The following is a 22,769-nucleotide window of genomic DNA, read 5'->3' on the forward strand; positions in this document are numbered from 1 at the left end:
AGCCGATCGGCTCCGGGCCCTTTCGTGTGCGCTGTGTGCGCTGTGCGACTCAGGCGTTACGCGGCAGCGCCGCGGTTGCTCGCCAGGCGCGGCAGGAAGCGGAAGCCGACACCGCCCGCGATCATCGTCGCGGCGCCGATCAGCAGGATCGTGGTGCCGTCGGCACCGGTCTCGGCCAGCTCGCCGCCCTTGGCCTGACCGGCGGTCTGCTCGGCCGGCGTGGAGCCGGTGTCCTGCAGGCTGTCCTTGCCCTGGCCCTGCTCGACGGGGTTGTTGTTGCCGTCGGGGTTGGTGTTGTCGCCGCCCGTGGACGAACCGCCACCGTTCCCGGAGCCACCGTTCCCGGAGCCGCCGTTCCCGGAGCCGCCGTTCTGCGAACCGCCGTTCTCGGAGCCCCCGTTCTGAGAGCCGCCGTTCTGGGAGCCGCCGTTCTGGGAACCGCCGTTCTGCGAACCGCCGTTCTCGGAACCGCCGTTCTCCGAGCCACCGTTCTCCGAGCCACCGTTCTCGGAGCCACCGTCAGCACCGGCGATCGCACCGCCGTCAGCACCACCATCGGCACCGCCGTCAGCACCACCATCGGCACCGCCGTCAGCACCGCCGTCAGCACCGCCGTCAGCACCGCCGTCAGCACCGGCGATCGCACCACCGTCAGCACCACCATCGGCGCCACCATCAGCACCGGCGATCGCACCACCGTCAGCACCGCCGTCAGCACCACCATCGGCGCCACCGTCGACACCGGCGATCGCACCGCCGTCAGCGCCACCATCGGTGCCACCGATCAGGTTGACACCCACGCCGTCCTCGTTGGCGCTCACGTTCGCCAGGCCGGGAACGTCGACCTCCAGGGCGGAAGCGGCACCCGCGGCGGTCAGCGACGCGCCGGCGGCGATCACCGCACCAGCGGCTATCCGCGCTACGCGGATCCGCGTCTTCTTGGTCATATGTCTGCTACCCCCAGTAGCCAATCGTGAATGGAGCAGCGCCCGGGACTGCGCTCAACCGGAGGCAGCAGGCATCACGTTCGGCCGGCCCCCGTTCACACGCGTCCCACTGATACGCATGCCGCGCGCCAGCCTTCCCAGTTTTCAGATCAACGTCAAGGTCGTTGCGCACGCGATGCCCCGAAATAGGGCGAGTTGACCGTCGTACGGACATGTGACTGTGACGTAAAAGGCCGAAAGACCTTCACAGTTGGGAGCCGATCAGGAGTCCGCCCCGAAAAAGCAAAACAACTGCCGCTGTCCGCACGGCAGTTGTCTTGTCGATAAATCGCGAGCCGGTCCGGCTTACTTCTCCTGCTGCTTGCGCCAGCGAATACCGGCCTCGATGAAGCCGTCGATCTCGCCGTCGAGGACGGCCTGCGGGTTGCCGACCTCGAACTCGGTGCGCAGGTCCTTGACCATCTGGTACGGGTGCAGCACGTACGACCGCATCTGGTTGCCCCAGGAGCTGCCGCCGTCGCCCTTGAGGGCGTCCATCTTGGCGCGGTCCTCCTGGCGCTGCCGCTCCAGGAGCTTGGCCTGCAGCACGTTCATCGCCGTCGCCTTGTTCTGGATCTGCGAGCGCTCGTTCTGGCAGGAGACGACGATGCCGGTGGGGAGGTGGGTCAGGCGGACCGCGGAGTCCGTCGTGTTGACGCCCTGGCCGCCGGGGCCCGAGGAGCGGTAGACGTCAACGCGCAGCTCGGACTCGTCGATCTCGACGTGGTCGGTCTGCTCGACGACAGGGAGCACCTCGACGCCGGCGAACGACGTCTGGCGGCGGCCCTGGTTGTCGAACGGGGAGATACGGACGAGCCGGTGCGTGCCCTGCTCGACGGAGAGCGTCCCGTACGCGTACGGCACCTGGACGGCGAAGGTGGTCGACTTGATGCCGGCCTCTTCCGCGTACGACGTCTCGTAGACCTCGGTCTTGTAGTTGTGGCGCTCGGCCCAGCGCAGGTACATGCGCTGGAGCTGCTCGGCGAAGTCCGCGGCGTCGACGCCGCCGGCCTCCGCGCGGATGTTGACCAGGGCCTCACGGGAGTCGTACTCACCGCTGAGGAGCGTACGGACCTCCATCTCGTCCAGCGCCTTCTTCACCGAGGTCAGCTCGGTCTCCGCCTCGGCGCGGGTGTCCGAGTCGTCCTCCTCCTCGGCCATCTCGAAGAGGACGGAGAGGTCGTCGATACGACCGCGCAGCGCCTCCGCCTTGCGGACCTCCGCCTGGAGGTGGCTCAGCTTGCTGGTGATCTTCTGCGCCGCCTCCGGGTCGTCCCACAGGGACGGCGCGGCCGCCTGCTCCTCGAGCACGGCGATATCTGCCCTCAGCTTGTCGAGGTCCAGGACGGCCTCGATCGACTCCATGGTCGAGGAGAGGGACTTCAGCTCTTCGGATACATCGACGACTGCCACGACACCAGCCTAACGGCTGGTGCAAGTGATCCGTCCCCGGTGGCCCCTGGGCCGCTCGCCGGGGCGCCCTACGGGTTCTCCGGAGCCGAGTTGTTGCTGTCCGTGGGCGGGGTCTCGTCCGAGCCGGAGGAGGTGGCGGCCCAGATGCCGCCACCGACCGCCGCCGCGAGGACGACGCCGGCCACGCCCAGCGTGATGCGGCGGCGGCGCGCGGGCTGCCGGTTGCGGGCCGAGCCCGGGCGGGGGGCACCGGCGGCGCGCGGGGCGCGAGCCGTGCCGCGGGCGCCCCCGGCCAGCTCGTCCGGGGCCGGGACCCGCATCGACGTGTGGGTGTCGCGGTTGGAGTCGGCGGGGGTGGCGCCCGGCACGAGGGAGACCGCGCCACGGCGGGGCGGAGCGGGCTCGGCGCCCTCCTGCGCGGAGGGGCGGGCGTGCTCGGCGGCCGGGCCGCTGTCGGCCCCGCCCTGCTCGCCGTCGCCGTCCTCGTCCTGGCCGGCGGGGCCGTCCGGGTCGTCGGGGTCCTCCACGTCCAGGGGGGCCATGCCCGTCAGCAGGGGGGCCAGTTCCCGCAGCCGCGCGGCCATCTCCGAGGCGCGCAGCCGGGAGGCCGGGGCCTTCGCCAGGCACTGGATCAGCAGCTGCCAGAGCTCGTCGGGGATGCCGGGCAGCGGGACGACCGTCTCCGTGACATGGCGGCGCAGGATGGCGCCCGGGTGGCCGCCGCCGAAGGGGGTGAAGCCCGCGAGGAGTTCGTAGAGGACCGTCGCGAGGGCGTAGATGTCGACCGCCGCGCGGGGCGGCAGGCCCTCGATGATCTCGGGGGCCAGGTAGTCCGGCGTACCGATGATCTTCGTGGCGCGGGTGCGGCGCGGGGTGTCGATGAGTTTGGCGATGCCGAAGTCGGTGAGCAGGGCCGGGTGCGAGCCGCCGGGGCCGAGCGGGCCCTCCATGTCGAGCAGCACGTTCTCCGGCTTCACGTCCCGGTGCACGATGCCGGCGGCGTGCGCGGCGGCCAGGGCGTCGGCGACGTCCGCGACGACGGCGACGGCGGCCTCGGGGGCCATGCGCCGCTCGCGCTCCAGGCGGGTGCGCAGATCGGTGCCGCGGATCAGGTCCATGACCAGCGCCAGGTCGTTACCGTCGACGACGAGGTCGCGGACGCCGACCACGCGCGCGTGGTCGAGACTCAGCAGGGCCGTGCGCTCCTGGACGAAGCGGCCGACCAGTTCCTGGTCGGAGGCGAGGTCCTCGCGCAGGAGTTTGATGGCGACGGGCCCCTCGGGTCCCTCGCCGAGCCACACCGTGCCCGCGCTGCCGCGGCCCAGGATCTGGTGTGCGGTGTACCGGCTGCCGATCTTCCGTGCCAAGACTGCTCCTACAGACGCGTGTTGGCGCCCAAGCTACGCGGCTCGGACGCCAACCAACGCATCGGCGGGGGAAATCACCCGTCGGATGTCGACAAATCTCCAACGTCGCCTGCGGGGGCGGTCAGCCGCCTGTCTTGCTGCTCAGGTCGCCGATCCAGCCGGTCACCGTCGAGAACCAGTCGGACAGCTGGGCCCAGTACCCCTTGCCGGTGCCGATCCAGTCCTGGAGCGGGGTGAACTCCCAGACCAGCCAGCTCACCACGAACAGAATCACGATCATGAACAGGCAGCCCTTGAGGCAGCCGAGACCGGGGATCTTCATCGGGTTCGAGCTGCGCCGGCGCGGCTCGCGCGGCTCACGCGCGGGCGGGGCCTGCCGGGGCGGCTGCTGCGGCGGCGTGTACTGCTGCGGCTGCTGACGCTGCGGGGCGTACTGCTGGGGCTGCGGCGGCTGCTGCGGCTGCGGTGTCTGCCGGCGCGGCTGCCGGGGCGCGTACTGCTGCGGCCTGGGCTGCTGCTCCGGGCGCGACACCTGGCGCTGCGGGCGGCGGCGCAGCGGGTCGTCGTTCGGGTCGAGGTACTGGACCTGCGTCTGCTCGTTGCGGTCGCGGGCGGCCCGCATCTGGTTCTGCCAGGGGTGCGGGTCGTCGGGGTTCCCGGCGTCCTCGGGGTTACCACCCTGCGCGTTCTGGCCCGGACGGTTCGGCGGGACCGGCGGCAGCACGGCGGTCGGGTCCGCGGCGCCCCGGTTCGGCAGCACGGAGGTCGGGTCGGCGTCCGACGTGCCGAACCCCTGCCCGCCGGGCTGCTGCTGCATGACGCTGGTCGCCGCGTTCGGGTCGTACGAGGGTGCGCCCGCCGAGGTGTTCGGCAGTACCTGGGTCGGGTCGGCGGCGCCGGGGGCGCCCGGGACCTGCGCGGGGTCGGGGTCCGGCGTCAGCAGGGCGCCCACGCCCTCCGCGGCGGCGATCTGCGCGCTGTTGGCGTGCACGCCGATGCCCTCGGCGACGGTGCGCAGGGCACGCGCGAGGTTCTCGGCGCTCGGCCGGCTCTCCGGGTTCTTGCGCAGGCAGCGCTCGATGACCGTCCACAGCGGGTCGGGGACCGTCGAGGGGCGGCGCGGTTCGGCGCTGAGGTGCTGGTGCAGGACCTCGAGGGCCGAGCCACCACCGAAGGGCGGGCGGCCCGTGATCAGTTCGTAGAGCAGGATGCCCGCGCCGTAGATGTCGACCGCGCTGGTCTGCGGGCGGCCCTCGGCGGACTCCGGCGCCACATAGGCGGGCGTGCCGACGAACTCGTGGGTGCGGGTCAGCCCCGGGGAGTCGGCGAGGCGCGCGATACCGAAGTCGGTGAGCATCGGGTGCATGCCCGCGTCGTCCTGTTTGAGCAGCACGTTCGCGGGCTTCAGGTCGCGGTGCACGACGCCGTCGGCGTGGCTGGCGGCGAGCGCGTCGGCGATCTGCGCGGTCAGCAGCGCGGCGGCGACCGGCGAGAACGGGCCGTTCTCGCGCAGGTAGCGGTGCAGGTCGGGGCCGTCGACCAGGTCCATCACGAGGGCGAGCAGCTCGCCCTCGACGACCAGGTCGCGGGTGCGCACGATGTTCGGGTGCGTGAGGCGGAGCAGGACGGAGCGCTCGCGCAGGAAGCGCATCACCACGTCCGCGTCGTTCGCCAGTTCTTCCTTGAGGACCTTGATCGCGACGGTCTCGCCGGGCTGCCCGGCGACGGCCGCCTCGGCGCCCGCGGTCTCGCGCTGGCGGGCTCGCCAGACGGTGCCCGTGGCGCCGCGTCCGAGCGGCTCCTCGAGCAGGTACTTGCTGCCTACCGGCCGCACGTCATGCGCTCCCTGCATCGGTACTTGCTTGGTCTGCCCGGTCCCGGGTGTCGCGACCCACTGTAGTGGCGGTGCCCGCGCCGGTGGCTGTCGATCGCGCCGACGCTCCGCGCTCCGCCTGACGCTCCACGAGAAGACGCAGCCGCCGCGTCCTTGGTTGCCGCCCGGTGACGTGACTGATCTCAAGCGGCATCCAGGCGGCACGCAGCAGGCACTTTTGCGGGCAGAGCCGACCAATCAAGATCACTTACGGGTGGGGGGCGGGCGTGTTGTCGGTGGTAGGTGCGAGGATGCCTCCAGCACTGGCTGACGTGCCCGTAGCGATGGGGGAATCTGCGGTGGGGGGACCGCGGGCTGTTCCGTCCCGGGCGCCCGCGCAGAAGGGACCGCAGACGGCGATGCAGATCCGCCTCACTGTCGTAGACCCCCTGGGCACGCGCCCCGACGCGTCCGCGCGCGAGGGAGCCGCGGGCAGCACGGTGGACGTGCTGGTGACCGCGCCGGCGGGCACCGCGCTCGCCGCCGTCGTCTCCGGCCTCGCCACGGCCGTCGCTGGCGGCGACGCCCCCTCCTCCGTCCTGTACGCGGGTGCCGAGCGGCTCGACGCCCAGCGCTGCCTCCTCGGCGAGCCGCCGCTGACCGACGGGGCGGTGCTCTCGCTGGGCGCCCCCACCGATCCCGGCCCCGAGCCGGACGGCGCCGCGGCGCAGCTGCACGTGGTGGCGGGTCCGGACGCGGGCGGTGTCCATCTGCTGCACGGCGGGCAGATCCGTGTCGGCCGCTCCGCCGACGCCGATGTGCCGCTGGACGACCCGGACGTGTCGCGGCTGCACTGCGCGGTGACGCTCGCCGCGGACGGCCAGGTCTCGGTGGTGGACCTGGGCTCGACCAACGGGACGACGGTGGACGGCCGCCCCCTCGGTGACCGCCCCGTCCGTCTCTCCCCCGGCGCCCTGCTGCGCCTCGGCGAATCGGCGCTGCGGGTCGCGGTCGCGGGCGACGCCGCCCGCCCTGCGCCGGTCGCCACGGCGCCGGACGGCGAGGGGCACGTACGCGTCACGCTCGCGGGCGAGGCCGGGGACGGGGACGCGCCCGGCGCCGAGGAGCCCACCGGGAGGCCCGCGCCCGCCCCGGCGGCGGCGCCCGCCCCGGACGAGACCCGGCACGCGTACGGGGACGCCTCCTGGGGCGCCGCCGGTGAGAGCCTGCCGCACGGCGCCGAACCGATGGTCCCCGAGCAGGGCGGCGCCCCCGACCTGGAGCGGACGCGGCTCGGCACCCCGCCCCGTGGCACCCCGGTCCCGCGCCCCGCGCGCCGCCGCGGGGGCCTCGGGCGGCTGCTGCGGCGCGGCCGTGACGAGCAGGACCAGCAGCACGAGATCCACGAGCCGTACACGCTGCGCACCCCGTACACACCCGAGCCGTACGAGGACGCGCCGGTCCCCGCCCCGCTCCCCGGCCCCGGCCCCGGCCCCGCCGAGACCTGGCCCGACGCCGCGGCCCTGCTGCTGACCGCGCTCGGCCCGGGGCCCCGGCTGTGGGAGCGCGGGCCCGGGCACCCCGAAGCGCTCGCCGTGCGGCTCGGCACCGTCGACCGGACGGGCCCCGACGGCGCCGGGCTGCTGCCCGCGGTCCCGGTGACCGTGGGGCTCGCCGAGGCCGGCGCCCTGGGTCTGGCCGGGCCGCGGGCGCGGCTGTCGGGCCTTGCCCGCTGCGCCCTCGCCCAGCTCGCCGCGTTGCACGCCCCGGACCGGCTGGAGATCGTGCTGATCGCCACCGACCGGGCCACGACCGTGGAGCAGCGCGTCGCCGAGTGGTCCTGGCTCGGCTGGCTGCCGCATGTGCGCCCGGCCCACGGTCAGGACTGCCGGCTGTTGCTCGCCTACGACCGTGACCAGGCGGCGGCCCGCACCGGTGAGTTGCTGCGGCGGCTGGAGGACCATGCGGCGGGGCTCCGCCCGGGCCGCGCCGGACCGGCGGTCGCCGAGGGGGCGGCCGGCCCCGCCGCCGAGGCCGCCGTCGTGCCCACGGTCGTCGTCGTCGACGGTGACCCCGGCTCCGCCACGCTGCGGGAGGCGACCGTGCGGCTCGCCGCCGAGGGGGCCCCGGCCGGGATCCACGTGCTGTGTCTGGCCGAGGCGCCCGCCGCCTCGCCCGCCTCCCCCGTCGCGGAGACGTACGAGGCGGCGTGCGCCGAGAGCCCGGCGTTCCGGGCGTGCGGCGCCGTGGCCCTGCTCAGTGGGGACGTGGCGACGGCGCTGCGGCTGCACCGGGCGGCCCACGGCCGGCTCGTCGGGCACGGCACCGTGGCCACGGTGGACGCCGTCTCCCGTCCCTGGGCCGAGCGCTTCGCGCGGGCGCTCGCCCCGCTGCGCACGGACGCGGCGGGCACGTCCGGCGGCCGGCAGACGCGCGTGTCCGCTCCGCTGCCGCCCACGGCCCGGCTCCTCGACGAGCTGGGGCTCGCGCGGGCCACTCCGGCGTCGCTGATGGCCCGCTGGGCCGCCGCCGCGGACGATCCGGGCTCGCTCGGCGGCCGGGTGTGGGCGGTGCTCGGGGCGGGGCCGCGCGGTCCCGTCGCCGTGGACCTGGCCGCGGACGGACCGCATCTGCTGATCGAGGGGCCCGCTGGCAGTGGCCGTACGGAGCTGCTGCGCTCGGTCACCGCCTCCCTCGCCGCCGCCGAGCGGCCCGACCGGCTCGGGGTCGTGCTCGTCGACGGCAAGAGCGACGGGCCGGGCGGCGGCACCGGTGGGGAGCGGGCCGAGGGCCTGCGGGTCTGCACCGATCTGCCGCACGTCACCACGTATCTCGCCGCCAACGACCCGGTGCGCATGCGGGAGTTCGCCCAGTCGCTGACGACGGAGCTGAAGCGGCGGGCCGAGCTCATAGGGCGTACGCACTTCACCGAGTGGCACACCCAGCGCGCCGTCGCGGGGCGGATGGTCGCCCAGCGCGTCGCGCCGTCCTCCGCGGGCGCCGGCGATCTGGAGGCGCCGCCGAGTTCCACGATCCGGCTGCGGCCCGGCGGGGCGCGGGAGAAGACGGAGGCCGCGCCTCCGCTGCCGCGGCTCGTGGTCGTCGTCGACGATCTGGACGCGTTGCTCGCGCCGCCGCTCGGCTCGCCGGGACGGCCGGCCGCCGGGTCCGTCGTGCGGGCCCTGGAGGCGGTGGCGCGGGACGGGGAGCGGCTCGGGGTGCATCTGGTGGCGGCCTTCGCCGCCGGCGGGGCGCCGGGGTGGACGGCCGGCCCGCTGGTGGTGCTCGACCCGGTCGGGACGGGCGCGGACGATCCCGCGCCGGGGCGGGGCGTGCTGCACGGGGCGGACGGCCGGGACGTGGGCCTTCAGGCGGGGCGGGTGACCGGCCGGATCCCGCGGACGGCCACGCAGCGGCCGACGGTGGTCGGGCTCGACTGGGCCCGGATGGGCGACCCGCCGGACCGCCGCCCCGTACGCGAGCTGGGGAACGGGCCGACGGATCTGGCCCTGCTCGCCAGCGCGCTGGAGCGGGCCGCCCGGTCGGTGTCGGCCCAGGAGGTGCCGTCGCTGTTGTGAGTCCCGGGGCCCGCTGGGCGGCGCCCGGGACGGCAGGTCCGCGGGACGAGAGCGGGCCTTAAACCCAACTACCGCCTCCCGTAATGAGATTGACGCATCACGACCCCGTCACGATCACCGTTCATACAGCACGGGCACTCTTGCCGGTTCTCCCTGGTCGGGCGTAGACCAGTGCGCACGGACACCGCTCAGGACGAGACACCGCTCAGTACGTGCGTTCAGCGTTCAGGACGAGAACGGGGCAGCGATGCGCAGCACTCTTCGTACACCCATATACCGCCGGGCCCTCGCGGCCGTGGCCGTGGGCTCACTGGCCCTCGCGCTCACCTCCTGCGGGGATGACAACAAGGACGACAAGTCGGGTGGGGGCGGCGAGAGCAAGTCGCCCTCCTCCGGCCTCCAACTGCCGAAGCTGGACGGTGAGTCGCTGGAGATCGCCGCGGTGTGGACCGGCGAGGAGCAGAAGAACTTCAAGCAGGTGCTCGCCGAGTTCGAGAAGCGGACGGGCGCGAAGGTCACGTTCGTGCCGGCGCAGGACCCGATCATCAACTTCCTGGGGTCGAAGGTGGCCGGTGGCGCTCCGCCGGACATCGCGATGCTGCCGCAGCCCGGCGCGATCAAACAGGCTGTCGACAAGAAGTGGGCCAAGCCGCTCGGCAAGGAGGCCCAGGAGCAGCTCGGCAAGAACTACAGCAAGGGCTGGCAGGACCTGGGGAAGGTCGGCGGGACGCAGTACGCGGCGTACTACAAGGCCGCGAACAAGTCGCTCGTCTGGTACAACAACGCGGTCTTCGAGAACGCGGCGGCCAAGGTGCCGAAGACCTGGACACAGTTCCTGGCGACCGCTCAGTCGATCTACGACTCCGGGGTGACGCCCATGTCCGTCGGCGGGGCCGACGGCTGGCCGCTGACCGACTGGTTCGAGAACATCTACCTCTCCCAGGCGGGTCCGGAGAAGTACGACCAGTTGGCCAAGCACGAGATCAAGTGGACGGACCCGTCCGTCAAGGAGGCGCTGACCACGCTCGCGCAGCTGTGGGGCAAGAGCGACTTCCTCGCGGGCGGCAACAAGGAGGCCGTGCAGACCGAGTTCACGAAGTCGGTCGAGCAGACCTTCACCGGCGGCGACCAGCCCAAGGGCGCCATGGTCTACGAGGGCGACTTCGCGCAGGTCAACATCGAGCAGACCAAGGCGAAGGTCGGGACGGACGCGAAGGTGTTCCCGTTCCCGGCCGTCGGCGACCAGGCGCCGGTGGTCAGCGGTGGTGACGCGGCGGTGATCCTGGAGGACTCCAAGGCGTCGCAGGCCCTGGTGACGTGGCTGGCCTCGCCCGAGGCGGCGACCATCCAGGCCAAGCTGGGCGGTTACCTCTCCCCCAACAAGAGCGTGGACCTGTCGGCGTACCCGAACGAGGTGCAGCGCACGATCGCCAAGGCGCTCATCGACGCGGGCGACGACTTCCGCTTCGACATGTCGGACCAGACCCCGCAGGCGTTCGGCGGCACGCCCGGCAAGGGCGAGTGGAAGGCGCTCCAGGACTTCCTGGTGAACCCCAAGGACGTCGCGGGCACGCAGGCGACGCTGGAGGCCGACGCGGCCAAGGCGTACAAGGACTGACGGGGCGATGACATCGGCCGCCGAAGGTGGCGGCCCGGACCGCACCGCCAAGTCACCGGTTCCCGCCGGTGACGTGGCGGCCCCGTCCGGGCCCGCCCCCGAAAAGGGTTCGTCACGGTTCAAGAGCGTGACCGGTACGCGCAGGACGGTCGCGCTGCTGTTCCTGCTGCCCGCGCTCATCCTGCTCGGCGCGCTGGTCGTGTACCCGATCGGGTACTCGGTCGTGCGCAGTTTCTTCGACGCGTCGGGCGGCTCGTTCATCGGGTTCGACAACTACGAGACGCTGTTCACGCGCGAAGACACCAAAGCCGCGATCAACAACAACATCTTCTGGGTGGTGCTCGCCCCGACGGTCGCCACGGCGCTCGGCCTGATCTTCGCCGTGCTGACGGACCGCATCCGCTGGGGCACCGCGTTCAAGCTGGTCGTCTTCATGCCGATGGCGATCTCGATGCTGGCCGCGGGCATCATCTTCCGGCTCGTCTACGACCAGGACCCGGAGAAGGGCGCGGCGAACGCGGTCTGGGTGGGTGTCCACGACACGTTCGCCGAGTCGTCGGCGTTCCCGAAGGCGCATCCGCGGCCCAACGGGGAGCTCGCCGGGAAGAGCGGCGGCCCCTTCCTCACCAAGGAGCCGATACGGGCCGGGAGCCCGGTGAGGCTGGCGCTCGTCGGGGTCGCCGCCGACCAGATGCCGAAGGGGGCGAAGCCGGCGAAGGAGCCGCGCGACGCGCCGTCCGAGGTCACCGGCACCGTCTGGCAGGACTTCACCCTCGGCAAGGGCGCGGGCGGTCTCAACGGCATCGACTCCACCGAGCTCGGCTATCCGGGCATGCGGATCGAGGCCGTCAAGGACGGCAAGGTGGTGGCCTCCGCGGCGGCCGCGGCGGACGGGACGTTCAGCCTCCCCGCCAAGGCGGACGGGGCCCGGCTCCGGTTGCCCGCCTCGAACTTCGCGGAGCCCTACAACGGCGTCGACTGGCTCGGCGACAAGAAGTTCTTCACGGTCCACCTGGGCGGCTTCGACCTCTACCTCAACATCGTGACGACCTCGATCATGGTGTCGTACGTGTGGATGTGGGCCGGGTTCGCGATGGTGCTGATCGGGGCCGGCCTCGCCAGCATCCCCAGGGAGCTGCTGGAGGCGGCCCGGGTCGACGGGGCGAGCGAGTGGCAGGTGTTCCGGCGTGTGACGGTGCCGCTGCTCGCGCCGGTGCTCGCCGTCGTCCTGGTGACGCTGATGATCAACGTGCTGAAGATCTTCGACCTGATCTTCATCATCGCGCCCGGCTCCTCGCAGGACGACGCGAACGTGCTGGCGCTCCAGCTGTACCGGTCGGCGTTCAGCGAGAGCAACGAAGGGCTGGCGAGCGCCATCGCGGTCCTGCTGCTGCTGCTCGTGATCCCGGTGATGTGGTTCAACATGAGGCGACTTCGGCGGGAGGCACGGCCATGACCACCGTCGACGGGGCAGTGAAGAAACCGCGGTCGTTCGCGAGCCGCGTCACCGAGAAGGTCGGCGGAGGGTTCCTGCAGTTCGTCCTCATCCTGGTGGGCGCGTTGTGGCTGGTGCCGACGGTGGGGCTGCTGCTCTCCTCGCTGCGGACGCCGGAGGACATGTCGGCCAGCGGCTGGTGGAAGGTGTTCAGCAAGCCGTCGCAGCTCACCTTCGACAGCTACACCAACCTCCTGGAGAACTCCGACATCACCCGCTCGCTGGTGAACACGGCGCTGATCACGGTGCCGGCGACGCTGCTCGTCATCGTCATCGGCTCGCTCGCCGGGTACGCGTTCGCGTGGATGGAGTTCCCGGGCCGCGACTGGTGGTTCCTGATCGTGGTCGGGCTGCTCGTGGTGCCGGTGCAGCTCGCGCTGGTGCCGATCGCCAAGCTCTTCGGCGACATCGGGATCTTCGGCTCGATCTTCGGCGTGATCCTCTTCCACGTCGGGTTCGGGCTGCCGTTCGCGGTGTTCCTGCTGCGGAACTTCTTCGCGGAGATCCCCCGTGAACTCCTGGAGGCGGCCCGTCTCGACGGCGCGGGTGAGCTGCGCCTGTTCATCCGGGTCGTGATGCCGCTGGGCGGTCCGGCGATCGCCTCGCTCGGCATCTTCCAGTTCCTGTGGGTCTGGAACGACATGCTGGTCGCGCTGATCTTCACGGACACCGACAGCCAGCCGATCACGGTCGCCCTGCAGACCCAGGTCCGGCAGTTCGGCAACAACGTGGACGTGCTCGGCCCGGGCGCGTTCATCTCGATGGTGGTGCCACTGGCCGTGTTCTTCGCGTTCCAGCGCCAGTTCGTCTCCGGCGTCATGGCGGGCGCGGTGAAATAGCGGAAAGTCGCACGTCAACGGGGGGTGGGCCGGGAAACCACGGCCCGCCCCCCACCTCTGTGCGGACGTCCCTCGGATGCCACAACCGGCGTAACCAGATCACTCCGACGGGCGTTTTCGGGCAGTATGCCCGCGCCGACCCCTGGATGTGCCCCCTTGCCCCGGTTCAGCGTCATCGTCCCCGCGTACAAGGTGCAGGCGTATCTGCACGAGTGCCTCGGATCGGTCCTGGAGCAGTCCTTCACCGACCTCGAAGTGATCGCGGTGGACGACTGCTCGCCGGACGCCTGCGGAGCGATCATCGACGAGTTCGCGGCGCGCGACGCCCGCGTCAGGGCGGTCCACCTCGACGAGAACGTCGGCCTCGGCCGCGCCCGCAACGCGGGGCTCAAGCACGCGCGCGGCGACTACGTCCTCTTCCTCGACAGCGACGACAGCCTCACCCCCGGCGCGCTGCGGGCCATCGCGGACCGCCTCGACGAGACCGGCTCCCCCCAGGTCCTGCTCTACGACTACGCGCGCACGTACTGGGACGGCCGACAGGTCCGCAACCAGTACGCGGACGAGCTCACGCAGCGGGGCCGCGCGCCCTTCCGGCTCCTCGACCGGCCCGGCCTGCTGCGGCTGCTGATGGTCGTCTGGAACAAGGCATACGAACGGGAGTTCATCGAGCGGGAGGGCTTCTCGTTCCCGCCGGGCTACTACGAGGACACGCCGTGGACCTACCCGGTGCTGATGGCCGCCGAGACCATCGCCACCCTGGACCGGGTCTGCGTCCACTACCGGCAGCGCCGTCAGGGCAACATCCTGGGGACCACCTCCCGCGAGCACTTCGACATCTTCGACCAGTACGAGCGGGTCTTCGACTTCCTCGACCAGTACCCGGACCTGGACGCCGAGTGGCGGCACGTCATGTTCCGGCGCAGCGTCGACCACCTGGCCACCATCTACACCCGGCGGGGCCGGCTGCCGCGCCGCAGCCGCGCCGAGTTCCTGCGCAGGTCGCGCAGGCACTATGCCCGCTACCGCGTCGAAGGGGCCCCCGTCCCGCCCCGCACCCGGCTGCGGCACGCCCTGGTCCGCCTCGGCGCGCACCGCACGTTCCGCGCCCTGTGGGCGGTCCTGCGGGTCACGCGGCGCCTGGCACGGGCCGCCGCCGCAACCCGCCGCGCCCTCGGGGCGACAGGCCTGCTCCTGCACTACCGCCTCCAGCTGCTGCTCCCCGTCCGCCGGTACGACGCCGTCTTCAGCAGCTACTGGGGCCGCGGCCACGGCTGCAACCCGGGCGCGCTGGAGGAGGCGTTCCGCGAGCACGCCCCGCAGGTGCGCACGGCGTGGATCGCGCACCCCGAGCACCACCACACGATCCCGCCGGGCACCCGCCGCCTCACCCCCGGCACGGCCGCGTACTGGACGGCGCTGGCCCGCTCCAGGTACCTGGTCAACAACGTCGACTTCGACCGGCGCCTGGTCAAACGCCCGGACCAGATCCTCGTCCAGACCCGGCACGGCACCCCGCTGAAGAAGATGGGCCTCGACCTCCAGGACTACCCCGCCGCCGCCCGCGGGACGGACTTCGCGCAGTTGCTGCGCGACGTCGACAAGTGGGACTACGTCCTCTCCGCCAACCGGCACTCCACGCTGGTCTGGGAGCGCGTCCTCCCGTCCTCGTACACGACGCTCGAATACGGCTATCCGCGCAACGACCGCCTGCTCGGGGCGGACGAGTGGGACGTCGCGCGCGTCCGCGCGTCGCTCGGCATCCCACCGGACGCGACCGCGATCCTGTACGCGCCCACGCACCGGGACTACCGGACCGGCCGGCGCCGCACCCCTGACCTGGAGCGGATGCTACGCGTCCTCGGCCCGCGCTTCGTGATCCTGGCCCGCGCGCACCACGTGTACGACGAGCCGCCGGGCCGCGCGGCGGACGGCCGGCTCATCGACGTGTCGGACCATCCGAGCGTCGAGTCCCTCTGTCTGGCCGCGGACGCGCTGGTCACGGACTACTCGTCCCTGATGTTCGACTACGCGTGCCTCGACCGGCCGCTCGTGATCCACGCCGACGACTGGGAGGCGTACGAGGCGGCCCGCGGCACCTACTTCGACCTGCGCTCCTTCCCGCCGGGCGCGGTGGCCCGCTCCGAGGACGAGCTGATCGACATCTTCGCCACCGGGCACTGGCGGGGCTCGCGCTCCGCGCAGCTGCGGGCCGCTTTCCGCGAGCGGTTCTGCGCGTACGACGACGGGCGCGCCGGTGAGCGGATCGTGCGGCACCTGGTGTTCGGCGAGGGAGCGCCGCGCTCTACCGTTCCAGGAGGCCGAACAGGTCCTCCCACCTCTCCAGGACCCGCTCCTCGGAGAACCGCTGTACGTTGACGCGCGCCCGCTCCCCCATGGCGTCCCGCAGCCGCGGGTTGCCGGTGAGGCGCAGCAGCCGGTCGGCGAGGGCGTCGAGGTCGCCGAGCGGTGCGAGGAGGCCGTCCTCCCCGTCGCTGACGATCTCGCGGACGCCCGGCGCGCAGTCGAAAGCGGCGCACGGCACGGCGCTGGCCATCGCCTCCATGAGGGCCAGCGGGAAGCCCTCGCCGCGGGAGGACTGGGCGAACACGGAGGAGGCGGCGAGGGCGCCCGGCACGTCGTCGGTGCGGCCCAGCCACCGCACCGAGGTGTCGAGCCCCAACTCGGCGCACTGGCGCCGCAGTTGCGGCTCGTCCGCGCCGGCCCCGTAGACGTGCAGCTGCCAGTCCGCGCGGAACGGCGCGACCTTCGACCAGGTGTCGAGGAGCATGTCGACGCCCTTCTGGTCGGCGAGCCGGCCGATGGAGCAGACGACCTTCTCGGTGCGCGGCGAGGGGAGCGCGGGCAGGTGGGCGAGGGCGTTGGGCATGAAGTCCACGTTGTGCAGGCCGTCGGCCGCCCAGCTGTCGGCGTCCTCCTGGGTGAGCACCAGCCAGCGGTCGACGTGCGGGTAGTGCCGTCGCACCCAGTGGTAGCGGTGGCAGGCGCGCGAGTACCGGTACGACTCGTGGCTCATGCCGACGACCGTGAGGTGCGAGGTGTCGATCTCGCGCAGCCACTCCATCGGCCACACCTGGGTGACGACGACGACGGACCCGGGCCGCGCCGGGCCCAGGATCGACTCCAGCGTGGCGACGGCCCGCTTCTTGGCGGCGACCCTGCGGGCCTCGCGGCGGCGCGCGGGCAGGCTCAGCCGGCGGGCGCCGCGCACCGGCCGCGGGGTCGGCGGGTGCTCCTTGTAGAGGCTGGTCACGGGGTAGCCGGGGGTCTGCGGCACCGCCATCTTCAGGTCGGACTCGTGGACGCCGATGACGTGCACGCGGTGGCCCGCGCCGGTGAACAGGCGGGCCATCTGGTGGGTCCAGGCGGTGACGCCGCCGAGTTCGTCGGTGGTGTTGGCGACGAGGTAGAGGTCGCGGGCCGCGGTCATGAGCCTGCCTTTCGCGTGAAGAGCGCGTCGACGACGGCGCGGGCGGACCCGCCGTCGTCGTACGTCCCGAACTCGGCGGCGAACGCCCGCCGCGCCTCCCGCCAGTCGCCGTCGGACTCCTTGATCCCGGCGAGGGTGCGGTGCAGCTCGTCCTGGGTCTCGACGACCGGGCCGCCGGCGCGGGCGCGCAGGTCGAAGTAGCTGCCGCGGTCGGCGGCGTACGCGTCGAGGTCGGGGGCGAAGTGCACGAGGGGCCGGTCGAGGAGCGCGTAGTCGAACATGATCGACGAGTAGTCGGTGACCAGTACGTCGGCCAGGCAGAGCAGTTCGCCGACGTCGTGGTGGGCCGAGACGTCGATGACGGTGCCCGGCGGGGTGACCGGCAGGGCCGCCGCCTCCATGTAGTGGGCGCGCACGAGCAGCACGTGCGTGTCACTGAACCGCTCGGCGAACGCCCGTACATCGAGCGGGAGTTGTACGTGCTTGCTCGTCGGGGTCCCGCGGAAGGTGGGCGCGTAGAGGACGACGGTCCTGTGGTCGGGGATGCCGAGTCCGGCGGCGGGGGCCGGGCGGGGGAAGCGGCCCTCGCGTTCGTCGCGCTCCCGGGCCGCCACGAGGCGGTCGTTGCGCGGGTAGCCGACGCGCAGCAGGCGCTCCTCGGGGATGCGGTAGGCGCGGGCGAGCGTGTTCACGTCGTGCTCGGAGCGGACCAGGAAGTGGTCGAACCGGCTCACTGCGCGGGCCAGTTGCTCGCGCTGCGGGGCGTTCTGCGTCTTGTGCCGGATCTCGTCGAAGCCCATCCGCTTGTACGCGGAGCCGTGCCAGGTCTGGAGGTACGTGGTGTGCTTCGGCTTGTCGAGTGCGTGCGGGAAGCCCTGGTTGTCGACCCACCACTCGGCGCGGGCCAGCGCCCACAGGTACCGCCAGGACCAGCGGCGTACGAGCCGGGCGTCCTTGGGGAAGCCGTCCGGGGACGTCGCGTAGGACCACACGGCGCGTGCTCCGCGGCGGCGGGCCGCCAGCTCCTCGTGGAGGGCGCGGGGGCTGTCGCCGTAGCACTTGCCCATGTGGCTCTCGAAGACGACGGTGCCGCGGCTGACGGGCAGGTGGCGCAGGAACCCGCGGTAGACGCGGATTTTGAGGCGCTGCGCGTGCAGGGCCTCGTACTGCCGCCGGAGCCTCTTCGTGAGCTGCCTGGCCTTGCGGGCCGGGCGGAAGTGCGTGAGGTACCGGGCGAGGGCGGCGGCCTTGCGGGCGGCCCGGCCGCGCGGCAGCAGGCACACGGCGAGGTGGTGCCTGGCGGTGACGTAGGGCTGCCAGGTGTCGGCGGCGAGGCGGGTCAGCCGGGGGCGGGCGGGGAGCGCCGCGGCCTTGCCGGGGACGGTCTCGGCTTCGGCGAACAGGTCGAGGGGGCGCAGGAGTTCCCCGTCGACGCCGAGCCGCAGGCGCAGGTCCCACACGCGGTCGCCGATGCCGCGCGGGCGCAGCGCCCGGGTGAGGGGGACGGCGGCGCGCCAGGCGAGGGTGGAGCCGTCCTGGAGCCGTACGTCGTCGACGGGGACGGTCACGGTCCTCCGGGCGGTGCCGCGCACCGTGAAGTCGAGGGTCGCGGTGAGGACGGCCGCCCGGTCGCCGCCGGTCAGGCCGAGGGGGACGACGACCTCGCCCGCGACGACGAGCCGCCCGTGCTCGCGCGCGCACCGGGTGACGCGGTTGAGGAGGGCGAGGTCGCGGGGCGCCCGGTGCTGGTGCCCGAGGTCGGTGACGTCGTACGCGGCGTCGGTGTGGTCCGCGCTCCACAGGACGCGGTCGCCGCTGCGGGCCAGCGGGGTGACGACGGTGCCGGGCCGCTCCAGGGCGTACGCGGCGGTGTGCACGCCGGCCGCGTCCCCGTCGGCGAGCAGCCGGGCGGCGACCCGCTCCAGGGGGTGGAGCCGCGCGAGGACATCGGCGCCGAGCAGCCCGTCCAGCAACTGGTGGGCCTCGGCGGCGACCTGGGCCCGCTGTGCGCGGTCGAGGCCGAGGAAGGCGCGGGCGCACGGCAGGACGTGCTCGACGACGAAGGCGTGGGCGCGGCGGGACCGCAGCTCCGGGTCGGCGATCAGGGTGAGCGCGTGCCGGTGCCGGGCGACGGCGGCGGGGAGGTCGCGCGGCGGGTCGGGGGCGGCGCGGCGCGTGGTGACGAGGTGGGGCACGAGGGCGACGCGGCGGGCGGCGACGGCGAGATCGAGCCCGGTCCGCCGCCCCGCGGCCGCCTCTTCGCGCAGGGTTCGCCGGACGCAGTACCCGGCGGTCAGCGCGTCGTGCGTCAGCAGCTCCGGCGCCCCGGCCGCCCCCTCCAGTACCCGTGTCCTGGCGTACAGGGCGGCCTGCCACCCGGGGGCCTCCTCCTTCGTGCCGGTGCCGGTCAGCCGGGTCCAGCGGCCCGCCACCAGATCGGCGCCGGTGCGGCGGGCGGCCGCGAAGAGGTTGCGGCAGGCGTTGCGCTCCAGGAGTTCACCGGGGGCCAGCGGCAGGACGTAGGTGCCGCGGGGGGCGCCGGTGCGGACCCGGTCGGGGCGGCCGTCGGCGGGGGCGGCGGCCGCGCCGGCGCCGGTGAGGACGACCTCCGTACGGGCGAGGGTCTGCGCCAGGGCCGAGGCGACCGTGGCCGACAGCGACGCCGGGCCGGTGCCCGCCGGGCAGTCGACGAGGACGCTGACGTCGAATCCCCCGGGGCCGGTCATCGCCGGCCCCCGGCCGCGCCGTGGGCCAGCATCGCGTCGGCGACCTGCGCGGCGGCGGTGCCGTCGTCCAGGTCGCAGAACGCCTCCCGGAACCGCGCGTACGCGTCCCGGTGCCCGGCGACCGCGGCGTCCGGGTCGAGGAGCGCGGCGATCACCTCGTCGCTGGTGCGCAGCAGCGGCCCCGGCGCCTGCGCGGTGAAGTCGAAGTAGAAGCCGCGCAGGGAGTCCCGGTAATGGTCGAGGTCGTAGGTGTGGAACAGCATCGGCCGGCCCGTCTGGGCGAAGTCGAACATCATCGAGGAGTAGTCCGTCACCAGCACGTCGGAGATGAGCAGGAGCTCGGCCGCGTCCGGGTGGCGGGAGACGTCACGCACGAAGTCGCAGGCGGGCACGGAGCCGCCGACCAGGTAGTGGCGGCGGACCAGCAGCACGTGGTCGTCGCCGAGGGCCGCCCGCGCCGCCGCCAGGTCGAGCTGGAGGTCGAGGCCGTACCGGCCGGATCTGCGGGGCTGGTTCTCGCGCCAGGTCGGGGCGTAGAGGATGACGCGCTTGCCCTCGGGGATGCGCAGGCGCTCGCGCACGGCGGCGGTGAGCTTGTCGCGGTCGGGGGCGTGCAGTACGTCGTTGCGCGGATAGCCGGAGGCGAGGACGGGGCCCGTGTAGCCGAAGGCGCCGCGCAGGACCGGCGTGGAGAAGCTGTTCGGGGAGACGAGCAGCGACCACTGGTCGGCGCGGGCGGGCAGGGTGGCGATGTACTTCGCGTCGGCTGAGGCGTTGCCCAGGAGGTCGCGGCCGATCCGCTTGAGGGGGGTGCCGTGCCAGGTCTGGACGACGTACTGGCCCTCGGCGCGCTCGAACCACTCGGGCAGATGCGTGTTGGTGACGACATAGCGGCAGCGGGCGAGCGCCTCGTGCCAGTCGGCGCTCCACAGGGCGACGGGCGTGGCCCCCGGCGGCAGCTCCACCTGCTGGTCGCGCACGGCCCACAGGTGCTCCAGTTCGACGCCCCGCGCGATCAGCTCGTCGAAGACGGCGCGCGGCGAGTCGGAGTGCTGGCGCCCGTCGAAGCTGATGTACAGGACGGCGTCGCGGCGCGGCAGGGTCCGCCCGGTCGCGTAGGCGGTGCGCAGCGCCTGCTGCGCGCCGCGCCCGCGGTCCCGCTCGGGCAACGAGGTGCCCGAGGTGAGCAGGAGCTGGTCGTGGTGGCGGCGCTGCACGGCGAAGTCCCGGCCGCCCAGCGGCTTGAGGAGCGGCAGCTCGGGGTGGCGGGCGGGGGCCACGAGGACCGGCACGCCGGAGCCGTCGTCGCCGCTCGCGCGCAGGAACAGGTACCAGTTGCCCTCGGCGAGCGGCAGCGTGCCGGCGGGGCCCGGGAGCGCGTGCGGGTACAGGGACGTCTCGAAGCGGCCGTCGGCGTGGGTGACCGGGACGACGGCCTCCTCGTCGTGGCCGCTGTGCACCAGCACCAGCTCGCGGCGGACGGCGTCCGGGTAGCTGCCGGCCAGCAGCAGGCGGCCCGTCTCCTCCCAGCGGACGGTGTCGACGACGGGCCGTACCGTCTGGTCGCGCAGCTCGGTGTTGCCGGACGGGTTGGCGAGCACCATCAGCTCGCGGCCGCCGCCGAGGCCGTACCGGCCGGGGGCGATGTCGGGGCGCACGGCGAGCGAGGTCCAGGTGTCGTCGGCGCCGATCAGGCCGACGCCCCACGGGTCCGCGGGTCCGTCCGAGCCGCCGAAGAGGGCCAGCGGCACGTCGGTGGTGAAGGTCCGTCCGTTGACGGTGACCGGCAGGTCGTGCGCCTCCTTGGTACGCCAGTTCTCGACGCGCACCGCGACCGGCACCTCGTGCTTGCGGCGCCTGAACTCGCCCGTGATGTGCACGTGTCGCCCGTCGCCCTCGTGGGCGGCGAGCCGTGCGGGCAGCCGCTCCACGCGCAGGCGCAGCCGTCCGCCCCGCAGGCTGGGTGCGATCCGCAGGAAGTCGTCGAGGTGGCGCACCGGCAGTGGACACGCGCCGTCCATCCGGACCGGGCCGGAGCGCGGCAGCGGGCCGCCCGCGAACGCGGCGAGCTCCAGGTTCCAGGTGGTGCTCGCCCGCCCGGTGACCAGCTTCGCCGGGTCGACGACCGTCTCGAAACCGGCCCGGTCGTAGCTGTGCAGGCCCTGCCGGGAGGCGAGCGTCGCCTCGCGCGAGCGGACGGTGCGCAGCCGCAGCGGCACGGCCCGGCGCCTGCCCGCGCGCAGCCAGGCGACGCGGGCGCGGGCGCCGAACCGGCCCGCGGGCAGGTTGCGTACGTACGCGTAGCCCTTGAGCCGCAGCGTGCCGTCCTCGCTCCAGGCGGCGTGCGTGACCCGGGCCTCCAGCGGCAGGTCGGCCCGGGTGAGGGCGAGGACCTTGCGGGGCAGCGGCCGGGTCAGGGCGGGGAAGTCGGCGCGGCGTCCGCGCGGCCCGCGGCGGACCCGGAAGGCGCCCGGGTTCGACGTCTCGTACGCCATGAAGGTGAGCAGCTCCGTGACGCGGCGCTCGCGGATCAGGTGCCAGCGCACCCGCAGGCCGAGCGGCAGCTCGCCGAGGACGGCCGGATCGACGCGGGCGGCGAAGGAGTTGGCGTGGTCGAGGAACGCCTCGTGGTAGGCGCCGTCCCCGTCGGGCAGCGCCTCCATGAACATCCACAGGTCACCGGCGAGCACGGAGGCGTCGTAGCGCCGCTTGGCCTCCCGCCACTCGGGGCGCCCGGCGAGGAAGCCGCTGACGTGGGCGACGGAGGCGGTGCGGTCGCGGACGGCGCGCGGGATGGCGCGCCGGTTGGAGATCGAGCCGTCGCGGTCGCGCCACAGGTAGACGGTGTCCTGGACGACGTCGACGGAGCGGGCCAGGAAGTGGGCGGGCAGCACGACGGGGATGTCCTCGAAGAGCACGCCCTCGGGGAAGGCGAGGCCGTGCTCGTCCCAGAAGGCGCGGCGGAACACCTTGTTGCAGGCGATCCGGTCGGCGAGCAGGTCCCAGTCGCGGGTGACGTGGGTGGCGTCGCGGCTGGTCGCCATCGCCTTGCGGAACATGGGCGACTGCTCGGTGGTGCCGTCGGCGCGCAGCCGGAAGACGTTGCCGGTGACGAAGTCCGAGCCGGACTCCTCCAGGGTGGCGAGCATCAGCTCGTAGGCGCCCTCGGGGATCACGTCGTCGCTGTCGACGAAGGCGAGGTGGGTGCCGGTGGCGTGCCGGACGCCGGTGTTGCGGGCGGCGCCGAGGCCGGCGTTGTCCTGCTCGACGAGGCGGAACCGGGCGTCCTGGGCGGCGAATTCACGTGCGATCCCGCCGCTGCCGTCGGTGGAACCGTCGTCGACCATGACGACCTCGAGGTCCGGCACGGTCTGGGCCGCGAGCGACGCGAGGCAGGCGCGGAGGTACTCCTCGACGTTGTGGACGGGGACGACGACGGTGAGGCGGGGTGTCATGCGCTGCGCACATTCCTTCCGGCGAACG

General features: G+C 73.3%; 12 protein-coding genes. 5 read left to right on the forward strand and 7 right to left on the reverse strand.

The window, feature by feature from the left end; genetic code table 11:
* Positions 1-56 precede the first annotated feature (56 nt).
* The 4 genes from ACZ45E_RS17485 to ACZ45E_RS17500 all read right to left on the reverse strand — a co-directional run bounded on the left by ACZ45E_RS17485 (position 57) and on the right by ACZ45E_RS17500 (position 5,600).
* Entirely contained in the window at positions 57-947 is an 891-nt protein-coding gene (locus ACZ45E_RS17485; RefSeq protein ID WP_468221723.1) for a hypothetical protein, read from the reverse strand.
* Positions 948-1,292: 345 nt separating this feature from the next.
* Positions 1,293-2,399, reverse strand: coding sequence for a peptide chain release factor 2 (gene prfB, locus ACZ45E_RS17490; RefSeq protein ID WP_468221724.1), 1,107 nt, complete (start codon positions 2,397-2,399; stop codon positions 1,293-1,295).
* Positions 2,400-2,467: 68 nt separating this feature from the next.
* A complete protein-coding gene (locus ACZ45E_RS17495) occupies positions 2,468-3,766 on the reverse strand; it encodes a serine/threonine-protein kinase (RefSeq protein ID WP_468221725.1) in 1,299 nt (432 codons plus the stop codon).
* A gap of 121 nt (positions 3,767-3,887) precedes the next feature.
* Complete coding sequence (locus tag ACZ45E_RS17500) at positions 3,888-5,600, reverse strand: serine/threonine-protein kinase (protein WP_468221726.1); 1,713 nt, start codon at positions 5,598-5,600, stop codon at positions 3,888-3,890.
* Between the two features lie 398 nt (positions 5,601-5,998).
* Here ACZ45E_RS17500 and ACZ45E_RS17505 point away from each other — a divergent pair, with 398 nt between their 5' ends.
* The 5 genes from ACZ45E_RS17505 to ACZ45E_RS17525 all read left to right on the forward strand — a co-directional run bounded on the left by ACZ45E_RS17505 (position 5,999) and on the right by ACZ45E_RS17525 (position 15,488).
* Positions 5,999-9,157, forward strand: coding sequence for an FHA domain-containing protein (locus tag ACZ45E_RS17505; protein ID WP_468221727.1), 3,159 nt, complete (start codon positions 5,999-6,001; stop codon positions 9,155-9,157).
* A 247-nt stretch (positions 9,158-9,404) separates the two neighbouring features.
* Complete coding sequence (locus ACZ45E_RS17510; RefSeq protein WP_468221728.1) at positions 9,405-10,775, forward strand: ABC transporter substrate-binding protein; 1,371 nt, start codon at positions 9,405-9,407, stop codon at positions 10,773-10,775.
* Positions 10,776-10,782: 7 nt separating this feature from the next.
* A complete protein-coding gene (locus tag ACZ45E_RS17515; RefSeq protein ID WP_468221729.1) occupies positions 10,783-12,231 on the forward strand; it encodes a carbohydrate ABC transporter permease in 1,449 nt (482 codons plus the stop codon).
* Complete coding sequence (locus ACZ45E_RS17520; protein ID WP_468221731.1) at positions 12,228-13,109, forward strand: carbohydrate ABC transporter permease; 882 nt, start codon at positions 12,228-12,230, stop codon at positions 13,107-13,109. Before ACZ45E_RS17515 ends, ACZ45E_RS17520 begins: the two co-directional genes overlap by 4 nt.
* A gap of 156 nt (positions 13,110-13,265) precedes the next feature.
* Positions 13,266-15,488: a bifunctional glycosyltransferase/CDP-glycerol:glycerophosphate glycerophosphotransferase gene (locus ACZ45E_RS17525; RefSeq protein WP_468221732.1), complete on the forward strand. Its 2,223-nt coding sequence runs from the start codon at positions 13,266-13,268 to the stop codon at positions 15,486-15,488.
* Here ACZ45E_RS17525 and ACZ45E_RS17530 read toward each other — a convergent pair.
* The 3 genes from ACZ45E_RS17530 to ACZ45E_RS17540 are packed head-to-tail and all read right to left on the reverse strand — an operon-like array spanning position 15,415 to position 22,741.
* The gene (locus ACZ45E_RS17530) at positions 15,415-16,560 is read right to left on the reverse strand and encodes a glycosyltransferase (protein ID WP_468221733.1); all 1,146 of its coding nucleotides are present in this window, start codon (positions 16,558-16,560) and stop codon (positions 15,415-15,417) included. The two genes, ACZ45E_RS17525 and ACZ45E_RS17530, sit on opposite strands and share 74 nt — an antisense overlap.
* Positions 16,557-19,286 (reverse strand): CDP-glycerol glycerophosphotransferase family protein, encoded by a 2,730-nt coding sequence (locus ACZ45E_RS17535; protein WP_468221734.1) that lies wholly within the window; start codon positions 19,284-19,286, stop codon positions 16,557-16,559. The genes ACZ45E_RS17530 and ACZ45E_RS17535 overlap by 4 nt, the downstream gene beginning before the upstream one ends.
* Positions 19,283-22,741 (reverse strand): bifunctional glycosyltransferase/CDP-glycerol:glycerophosphate glycerophosphotransferase, encoded by a 3,459-nt coding sequence (locus ACZ45E_RS17540; RefSeq protein WP_468221736.1) that lies wholly within the window; start codon positions 22,739-22,741, stop codon positions 19,283-19,285. Before ACZ45E_RS17540 ends, ACZ45E_RS17535 begins: the two co-directional genes overlap by 4 nt.
* Between the last annotated feature and the right edge of the window lie 28 nt (positions 22,742-22,769).

Source organism: Streptomyces sp. NPDC030991, assembly GCF_055571235.1.